The following is a 9612-nucleotide window of genomic DNA, read 5'->3' as shown; positions in this document are numbered from 1 at the left end:
TAGCTTTTTAACTTTACAGGATAGCTTATGATTATTTGAAGTTCTGCGGCTTTGATATAGCTTCTGTGCTATCTCAGCATTATAGTCACTATTTATACTAGTGCGATTAAGTTCCTTTTTTATAGCTCTTTCACTATAGCCAATTTTATTGGCTATTTGAGATGTTTGGTATCCTAATTTAAGTAATTCTTCTATACAATATCTATTTGAAAGAGTTAAGTGCTTTGGCATTTTTTAGTTCCTTATCGTTTATTTTAGTTTCGTCAAAACCTAATAAACTATATTTGGAACTCTCTTTCAACTATTTAAAACTTTCAGAATACAATCTAGCTAATAAAAAATCAAAATAAAGATTGTTGAAATAAGGTCAATTAGTGGATATCAAATAAGTAATTTAATCTAGCTGTTAATTAGTATATTTAGTATTATTTTACGATATATGAAGTTTTGAATTATTTTTTATAAAATGCAACAATGGCGCCAGTTAGAGTTTACACTAAAATCTAAATATTTTGACATAGTCGAGAATTACCTCTTTGATAATGATGCAGTTTCTGTAACAAGGATAGATAAATCTGATAATATTGTCAGCATTACAGTCTTATATGAGAACCATCATGATATAGATAGTATCATTGTTAATATTCAAAAAAAGTTTGAAAAGATAATTGAAAGTGAAATAAATTACGAAATAATTAAAGATCAGCAGTGGGAAGCTGCATGGTTATATGATTACGATCCAATATCTATTGGTAAAAATATAATTGTTTATCCAAATTGGAGGCAACCACCTGAAGATAATGAGCATACTTATATAATAGTTGATCCTAGTATTGCTTTTGGGTGCGGTAATCATGAAACAACTAAAATGTGTCTTGAATGGTTGGAGAAATATATTACAAAAAACTCTTCAGTTTTGGATTATGGTTGTGGTACTGGAGTCCTAGCTATTGGGGCTGTTAAGCTAGGAGCAAAGTATGCTGAAGGTATAGATATTGATCTAAACTCAATAGAATCATCTATCAAAAATGCTCAAGAAAATGATGTAACTGATAAAACTCATTTTAGCGATAATCCTCCAACACGGCAGTTTGATCTAGTAGTAGCAAATATTTTTTCAAATGTTTTGATAAGTTTGGTTGGAAATATTACAACTAGTTTAAAAAAAAGGTGGTAGATTAGCTTTATCTGGAATTATTGAAAATCAAATTGATGAAGTTCAATATGAGTTTAAAAAATACGGTATAAAATTTGATAAACCCAAACAAATGGGACAATGGTTTCTATTAGATGGTGTGAAAGATGGGCTTTAAAATTGCAGATATAGAAATTGAAAATAATGTTGTACTCGCACCAATGGCAGGCTTTTGTGATAGTGCATTTCGTACTATATGTAAAGAGCATGGCGCAGGGCTAATATATACTGAGATGGTTAGTAACAAAGCTGTAGTGGAGCGAAATTGGGAAACTATGGAAATGCTCTATATGGAAAATAGTGAAAAGCCACTTGGAATACAGATATTTGGTACAGATATTGATAGCTTTGTTGGTGCTACAAAATATATTGCAGAGAATACGGAATGTGATTTTTAGATATAAATATGGGTTGTCCTATGCCAAAAGTTGCTAAGAAATTACAAGCAGGAGCAGCACTTCTAAAAGATGTCGATAGAATCCATGAGATACTAACAGCTGTGGTAAAGGCAGTACATAAACCAGTAACTGTAAAAATGCGTATTGGTTGGGATGATGAAAACATCAATGCTATAGAGGTTGCTAAAGCATGTGAGGATGCTGGCGTAAATGCTATTGCTATCCATGGACGTACGCGTGAACAAATGTATACTGGTAAAGCAAATTGGGATATTATCCGTGATGTTAAAAAAGCTGTAGATACAGTTGTGATTGGCAATGGTGATGTGTTCTGTCCTCATAGTGCTAAGGCTATGATGGAGCATACAGGAGTAGATGCGGTGATGGTAGGGCGCGCTTCTCGTGGTAACCCTTGGATATTTAGACAAATTGCTGAGTATCTCAATACAGGTGAGCTAATACCGCCACCAACACCAGTTGAGCGTGTTGAAGTATTAGGAGAACATCTAAGAAGACTCATTAAGCTAAAAACTGCCAAAGTAGCTGTTAAAGAAATCCGAACTCATGCAAGTTTTTATCTTGCTGATTTACCTGGTTCAAAAGAGTTTCGCATGAAGTTGAATCAGTTGGAGCATGAGCAAGAGATTTTCAGAGTTTTAGAAGAATATAGCAATAGTTTTTAACAGGATTAGACATACAAGGGCAGATATAGAATCCACCCCTACAATCCAAATTATAGAAATGTAAATAAATGTAGGAGCTGACCTGTTTGTCAACCCAATATAAAATATGAACTAATTGAAGAAAATGGTACCTATTTTAGAATTTTTAACCATTATTTAGCATTAAAAAATCTACTATTTTTTCTTTAGTTTTGTTGGTAAACTTTTATGTATTTTAATCCTATTTTTCAGATCAAAAAACTTTCTACCATTTAGATGATTTGTAGTATTTAGTACAGATAAATTTGCAAGATTTTTATAGTAAATAGATGGTCTAAATTTGAACACAAACTAGTATAAGCAGCCCTAATTATAATGAGTATATGTGGCTTCACTTTGTCTCATAATTTACAGTCATTTCATTTAAGAAGTTTTCATACTTGCTATGCCAGTTTAGTAGTTTATTTTAAAATCTAGTTTCTATTGTTTTAGTAAGCCTATTGAATATTTTTTGTAATTCAATGCTAGCTTCTAATCTAGTTTTTTACAGGCAGTTGTAAATAAACCTTCATTCTATAGTACTTATAGCTATATTTCAGGCACCATTTTTTTTCAATTAGCTCGAGTATGAGTATTCTTTCCATATAGTGGTAGCAAATAATAAAAGCGCTTAAGAAATTATACGTACAAAATCTAGTTATGAGTAATTTTTAGTGAAATCTTTTAGTATGATTTATAGTAGGGTAGAAACAAAAAAGCCCGCTACAAAGTAGACGGGCTCTATGTTTATGGCGGAGAAAGAGGGATTCGAACCCCCGGACCTGTTACAGTCAACGGTTTTCAAGACCGCCGCTTTCGACCACTCAGCCATTTCTCCGAACTGATGGAGTATATTATACAATTATTTGTCTGCATTGCAAGGTGATTTTTGACAAAAATACTAAGATATTTGAAGATTTATATAGTAAATTTTATAAAAGATAATATAATTATATTTAGAGGTCAGATGATGATAGATTTCTTAGCAAAAAATCAAAATTGGGCAAAAGTAGCTCCATGGGCTGGTATATTATTCACTGTATTATTATTTGCTAATTTTTCTGTATATGATCCACATTTTTGGGGATTAATTAATATTCCAATGTATTTGTTTCATCAGACAGAAGAGCACTATGTACCAGGTGGTTTTAAAGATTTTATGAATCGTACTGTTATGGGGCTGCCACAAGGTCAGGAAAAACTTACAGACATTAAGATATTTTGGATAAATATACTTATGGTGTGGTTAGCATTTGCCGTTTTTGGCACTTTGAGCTTTATCAATCTTGGTTTTGGATTATTAATTATAATTTTTAGTATTATAAATGGTTTAACACATATTGCAGAAGGTATTAAGCGTAAAAGTTGGAATCCTGGATTAGTAATGGCTAGCTTACAGCTTGTAATATCTATATTTGCAGCTTATTATGTAACAGTACATGGTTTGGACAATCCTATAGCTTGGTGGATAGGGACAATAATTTTTTCAATCTTTGTGCATATATTATTATTTAAACTTGTAATGACTAAAGATTAGTCATAATTTTTATATTTATAATAGACATTCTTGATACATCACATTATTATCTTGCTTAAAATTTGTTTAGTTAATCTAATAAAAGAGGCTTAAAAATGTCAGATACTAGATATCAAATTACTAAAAAAGTTACTCTAGTAGGTATGTTTATAAATGCATTACTTGCTATTTCAAAGACATTTATTGGAATCATAGGACGATCGCCAGCGTTATTTGCTGATGGAATACACTCATTTTCAGATCTTTTGAGTGATGCTATGGTTTTATTTGCTGCTAAGTATGCTAATAAGGGTGAGGATCATAATCATCCTTATGGACATGAGAGATTAGAAACCTTAGCAACATTAGTGCTTTCTGGCTTACTTATATTTATAGGTTTTATGATTGTTTATCACTCACTAGCTACATTGATTGTAGGTGAGTATGAAACTCCAGATAGATTTACTGTGTATGCAGCAATTTTCTCTATATTAGGTAATGAGTTTATTTATCAATACACTATGAGAGCTGCAAATAAGATTGATTCTGATATGCTAAGAGCGAATGCTTGGCATAGTCGTTCAGATATGTGGTCTTCAGTCGTAGTATTAGTTGGTTTAATAGGTGCTTTTGTAGGTTTCCCATGGATGGATGCTATCGCCGCCTTAGTAGTCTGCTATATGATCGTTAAGATGGGTGTCAAGTGGGGTTACTCTGCTGTTGCTGAGCTTATCGATGAAGGTGTTGATGCTGAAACACGTAAAAGTATCAAAGAAATAATTACTAATTCGGAAGGAGTGCAAGATTTTCATTTTTTAAGAACTAGAAAAATGGCTGGTAAAATTGTATTAGATGTTCATATTTTAGTTGATAAGTATAGTACAGCTTCTGAGGGGCATTATATCGCTGAGATTGTTAAGAGTAATATTTATCATAATATCGAAAATATCAAGGATATTACAGTGCATGTAGATGTTACAAATCATGAAGACGGTGTTATTAAGCTTGAAAATTTTGAACCTTCTCGCATAGAGATATTATCTAAAATAAAAGAGATATTTGCTCAAAATAATATTGATGAAAGTAATATTTTAGATAAAAAGATGTCTATATATTATTTTGAAAATGAAATCTTAGTAGATCTATATGTCAAAAGATCAAATGATCTAAAAAGATTGTCTAAAACGTTGAGAAACCTCTCTGTAAATGGTTATAATACTAATGTAAGCTTATATTGTCATCTAGCTGATAGCTGATATCAAGGAGATTAAATGAAAATCAAAAAAGCAGTCTTTCCAGTTGCAGGTTGGGGAACTAGATTTTTGCCAGCAACTAAATCATGTCCTAAAGAGATGTTAACAGTTGTAGATAAACCATTGATTCAATATGCTGTTGAGGAAGCTATCGAAGCTGGCTGTAAGGAAATTATTTTTGTTACAAGTTCTAACAAAAAATCTCTTGAAGATCATTTTGATAGAAATTTTGAATTAGAGTATTCGTTAGAGAAAAAGCAAAAGTATGAACTATTAGATTTAGTCAAAAACATAATTCCGAAAGATGTAAGCTTTTTCTTCGTTCGTCAGCCAGAAGCTTTAGGGCTAGGACATGCTGTGCTATGTGCAAAACCTCTTGTTGGAATCGAGGATTTTGCAGTGATATTGCCAGATGACTTAATCTATAATCATGATTGTGGTACTGGTACCCTTAAGCAAATGGTGAAAGCTGTAGAAGGTACTGATATCAGAGGATGTATAGCTACTCAGCAAGTCAAAAAAGATGAAACTAGTTCTTATGGTATCGTAGCCAAAGATGGTGAGAATCTCATCAAAGCTATAGTTGAGAAACCAGCTCCAGAAAAAGCCCCATCGACTAATGCAGTTGTGGGTAGATATCTATTGCCTAACAAAATTTTCAGATGTTTAGAGTCAACTTCAGAAGGTGCAGGCGGAGAGATTCAACTAACTGATGCAATCGCTAAACTACTCGATCAAGAAGAGAAAATTCTGTCTTATGAATTTAAAGGTACTCGTTATGACTGTGGTAGTAAATTAGGCTTTTTAATCGCTAACTATGAAATAGCTCTACAGCACAAAGAGTTAGGCAGTAAATTCAAAGAATATCTTCAAAGTCGGTAATCATTTATCAATATTTGATAAATATTGTTAAATATTGATAGTATAAACATAGTCAAAAATTCTAGTAAATATGCTAATATAATTTTAATTGCGTTTTAAAATCAATAGATATGTCATATTCAAATTTTCAAGTTTCAGAAGAGTTTATAGCTCAAGCTAATGTTAATGCCGAGCAATATGAAGCTATGTATAAAGAATCAATAGAAAATCCAGAGGCATTTTGGTCGAAGCAGGCTAATTATATTAGCTGGCATAAACCTTTTGGTAAGGCCTTTGCAAGTAGTTTTGATCCTGTAGATATTCAATGGTTCAAAGGTGGCGAGCTAAATGTTTGTTATAACTGTGTTGACAGGCATTTAGTAGACAAGGCAAACAAGGTCGCTTTTATATGGCAAGCTGATGATTCATATCACACTAAGAATATTACGTATAGAGATCTCTATCACAGAGTATGTGAAATGGCTAATATACTTGAGGCAAATGGTGTCAAAAGAGGTGATGTTGTAACTATATATATGCCAATGATACCAGAAGCAATATATGCGATGCTTGCTTGTGCACGTATAGGAGCTATGCACTCAGTTGTATTTGGAGGCTTTTCTGCAGAAGCACTTAAGCAGAGAATTATAAATGCAAATAGTAAATTTGTAATTACAGCAGATGAGAGTATCAGATCAGGTAAGAGAATACCTCTTAAAAAGAGTGTGTATAGAGCAATCTCTGGTTTAGACTTTGTTAGTAATGTATTAGTTGTGAGCAGAACTAAAACAAAGAATATGGTTTGGAACGATATAGATCTTTGTTATGAGAAAGAGTGTGCTAAGGTCTCTGATGAACATAAGATAGAATTTTTTGATGCAGAAACTCCATTATTTATGTTATATACTTCAGGCTCAACTGGTACTCCAAAAGGCCTTGTTCATACTTCAGGAGGTTATCTTGTTTACGCAAGTATGACTCATAAATTAGCTTTTGATCTAAAAGATGATGATGTATATTGGTGTACAGCTGATATTGGCTGGATTACTGGGCATAGTTATGCTGTTTATGGTCCGCTTGCTAATGGTTGTGCCTCTTTAATCTTTGAAGGTGTTCCAACATACCCAGATGCTTCTAGAATGTGGAAAGAAGTTGATAGACATAATGTAAAATCTCTATATACAGCACCAACTTTGATTAGATTATTAATTAAAGCCGGTGATCAATACCTTAAAGATTCAGATAGAACTTCATTAAGAGTATTAGGATCTGTTGGAGAACCTATTAATCCAGAAGCATGGAACTGGTTTGTAGAGAAGGGTGCAAATAATCAAGCACCTCTTGTTGATACTTGGTGGCAAACCGAAACTGGTGGACATATGATTTTGCCATTACCAGGTGCTCATAAACTAAAACCAGGATCGGCATCTAAACCTTTCTTTGGAGTTGATGTAGCTTTATTAGATACTGATGGTAAAGAGATTGAAGGGGTTGGTAAAGGAGCTCTATGTATTAGAACTGCGACTCCTGGTATGGCTAGAACTATTTATGGTGACCATGATAGATATATTCAAACATATTTTAGTAGTTTCAAAGGTTTCTATTTCTCAGGTGATGCAGCTAGAAGAGATGAAGATGGTTATATTTGGATAGAAGGTCGTATGGATGATGTTATTAACGTATCAGGCCATAGAATGGCAACTGCTGAAATAGAAGCTGTATTGAATACTCATTCTAGTGTTGCAGAATCAGCTGTAGTTGGTATGCCTCATGATATCAAAGGTGAAGCGATTTATGTTTATTGCATACTAAAAGATGGTCATGATGGCAAAGGTGCTGGAGATGAATATCTTGATAGTATCAGAAAAACATTAGTATCTTATATTAGACAAGAAATTGGTCCAGTCGCGAGTCCAGATGTGATTCAGTTTACTCCAGATTTACCAAAAACTCGTTCTGGTAAAATTATGAGAAGAATATTGAGAAAAATAGCTGCAAATGATTTTGATAATTTAGGTGACACATCTACACTTTTAGATCCGAGTATAGTAGAGTATCTGATAAAAAAACAGATAGTCTAAAACTCATGAATTCTTCTTTACTACAAGGGTATGTAAAAATATTCTTAGCCTTAGTATTTTGGGCTAGTTTGTATCATATGGCTCCACTTCCATTAGAGTATGTAGATATATATTTAGTTGGCTTAATTCGTTATGCTATGGCATCTCTTATTTTTCTTGTTGTTCATTATTTTTTTACCAGAACGTTATTTCCACACTTAAATCTTAGGCAATGGCTTTATGTTATAGCTGTTGGATTCTTTGGGGTATTTCTATATAACATAGCATTCTTATGGGCAGAGAAACTGATATCTGGAAATATTGTTGCTATTATATTTGCATTTAGTCCATGTTTGATAACTATTTTGTCTAGTTATATGTTTCAGATGAAAGTTAATCAGCAAGCAAAGATTGGTATATTGTTTGCATTGCTAGGTACTATTGGTGTTGTCATGTTTTCTAGTAATTCTTCTATGGAATGTTCAACCGTTATTAACATGAACCTAGGAGAAATATTAAGTATCTTAGCTGTCGTATGTTTCTCGGCTTATGCGATATTTGGCAAATGTTGTGTAAGAGCTGGTGTTAATATGATTACGATTAACACTTATGGAGCTATAGTTGGAATGATAATGTTTGCTGTAGTGAGTTTGTTTAAATCAGATTTTTCAGAGCTTGCTCATACAGATATTAAGTTCTGGGGTAGTATGCTATATATAGCAGTATTCGCAACCGTATTGGCCTACCTGTGGTATCTAAGAGCTCTTGAGGAAATAGGAGTTTATAAGACAGCTGTTTTTCAAAATACTATGCCATTTTTGGTTATTTTGATTGGTTTTGTATTATATGGAGAAACAATTTCTATTTTATCATTGCTTTTTGGTGGGGTTGTGTTTTTGGGCGTATATATGACAAATGTAGCAGTTAGTAAAAGAGTATAGGCTACAATCTATTTTTGAAGTCAGCACTATAAGGTGAGTATGTAAATCCAACACTTTCACGATTAAGGACATCAACAAATCTAGAATGTAAATCAGAGTTTGTTGATGAATCCCTATGGAATTTGCTCCACTGATTATTTTTATAGGCATCTTTACAACCTACAAGTAGAAAAGTTAGAATTATTAAGCCTACAATTTTCTTAAGCATAGTTCTAAATTACTTTATCAATTAATAATAAGATTAATAATATATATTATCAGATTAGGCTAATGAATAAATATTCTTAGAGAACATTTTTTACATATAAATGTAGCTTCACTAATTAACTTTTAATGGGTGCCATTATTTTTTATTAGCTAGATTGTATTCTGAAAGTTTTAAATAGTTGAAAGAGAGTTCCAAATATAGTTTATTAGGTTTTGACGAAACTAAAATAAACGATAAGGAACTAAAAAATGCCAAAGCACTTAACTCTTTCAAATAGATATTGTATAGAAGAATTACTTAAATTAGGATACCAAACATCTCAAATAGCCAATAAAATTGGCTATAGTGAAAGAGCTATAAAAAAGGAACTTAATCGCACTAGTATAAATAGTGACTATAATGCTGAGATAGCACAGAAGCTATATCAAAGCCGCAGAACTTCAAATAATCATAAGCTATCCTGTAAAGTTAAAAAGCTA

The 9612-nt window shown here is 32.5% G+C and carries 8 protein-coding genes, 1 tRNA gene and 2 pseudogenes; 8 read left to right on the top strand and 3 right to left on the bottom strand.

All coding sequences use genetic code 11. The features are described from left to right. Nucleotides 1-231, bottom strand: a 231-nt coding sequence (locus F8C69_RS06825) for a helix-turn-helix domain-containing protein (protein WP_159183974.1), incomplete at its 3' end; no start/stop codon positions are given. Between the two features lie 235 nt (nucleotides 232-466). Between F8C69_RS06825 and prmA the strand changes: the two are divergent. Further along, nucleotides 467-1313 (top strand): annotated as a pseudogene (prmA, locus tag F8C69_RS06820) (50S ribosomal protein L11 methyltransferase). After that, nucleotides 1303-2276: pseudogene (dusB, locus tag F8C69_RS06815) on the top strand (tRNA dihydrouridine synthase DusB). Before prmA ends, dusB begins: the two co-directional pseudogenes overlap by 11 nt. A gap of 768 nt (nucleotides 2277-3044) precedes the next feature. Here dusB and F8C69_RS06810 read toward each other — a convergent pair. Continuing rightward, nucleotides 3045-3132 (bottom strand) — tRNA-Ser (locus F8C69_RS06810). Nucleotides 3133-3261: 129 nt separating this feature from the next. Between F8C69_RS06810 and F8C69_RS06805 the strand changes: the two genes are divergently transcribed. The 5 genes from F8C69_RS06805 to F8C69_RS06785 all read left to right on the top strand — a co-directional run bounded on the left by F8C69_RS06805 (nucleotide 3262) and on the right by F8C69_RS06785 (nucleotide 8925). Then, complete coding sequence (locus F8C69_RS06805) at nucleotides 3262-3831, top strand: HXXEE domain-containing protein (protein WP_159184680.1); 570 nt, start codon at nucleotides 3262-3264, stop codon at nucleotides 3829-3831. Nucleotides 3832-3926: 95 nt separating this feature from the next. Continuing rightward, nucleotides 3927-5066 carry a cation diffusion facilitator family transporter gene (locus tag F8C69_RS06800; protein ID WP_159184679.1) on the top strand — a complete coding sequence of 380 codons (1140 nt, stop codon included), beginning with the start codon at nucleotides 3927-3929 and terminating at the stop codon, nucleotides 5064-5066. A 15-nt stretch (nucleotides 5067-5081) separates the two neighbouring features. Beyond that, a complete protein-coding gene (gene galU, locus F8C69_RS06795) occupies nucleotides 5082-5945 on the top strand; it encodes a UTP--glucose-1-phosphate uridylyltransferase GalU (protein WP_044526049.1) in 864 nt (287 codons plus the stop codon). 110 nt (nucleotides 5946-6055) lie between these two features. Next, nucleotides 6056-8005, top strand: a complete 1950-nt coding sequence (acs, locus tag F8C69_RS06790) for an acetate--CoA ligase (protein WP_159184678.1) — start codon at nucleotides 6056-6058, stop codon at nucleotides 8003-8005. A 5-nt stretch (nucleotides 8006-8010) separates the two neighbouring features. After that, the gene (locus F8C69_RS06785) at nucleotides 8011-8925 is read left to right on the top strand and encodes a DMT family transporter (protein ID WP_159184677.1); all 915 of its coding nucleotides are present in this window, start codon (nucleotides 8011-8013) and stop codon (nucleotides 8923-8925) included. A 1-nt stretch (nucleotide 8926) separates the two neighbouring features. On the opposite strand, the gene F8C69_RS06780 is transcribed toward F8C69_RS06785, so the two are convergent. Beyond that, a complete protein-coding gene (locus F8C69_RS06780; protein ID WP_159184676.1) occupies nucleotides 8927-9133 on the bottom strand; it encodes a hypothetical protein in 207 nt (68 codons plus the stop codon). A 248-nt stretch (nucleotides 9134-9381) separates the two neighbouring features. On the opposite strand from F8C69_RS06780, the gene F8C69_RS06775 reads away from it, so the two are divergent. Then, nucleotides 9382-9612: helix-turn-helix domain-containing protein (locus F8C69_RS06775; protein WP_159183974.1), on the top strand; the 231-nt coding region annotated here is incomplete at its 3' end.

Origin of the sequence: Francisella noatunensis subsp. noatunensis, assembly GCF_009823375.1 — a bacterium.
In the GTDB taxonomy this organism is placed as follows: Bacteria; Pseudomonadota; Gammaproteobacteria; order Francisellales; family Francisellaceae; genus Francisella; species Francisella noatunensis.
This window is presented reverse-complemented; position numbering and strand designations above follow the sequence as displayed.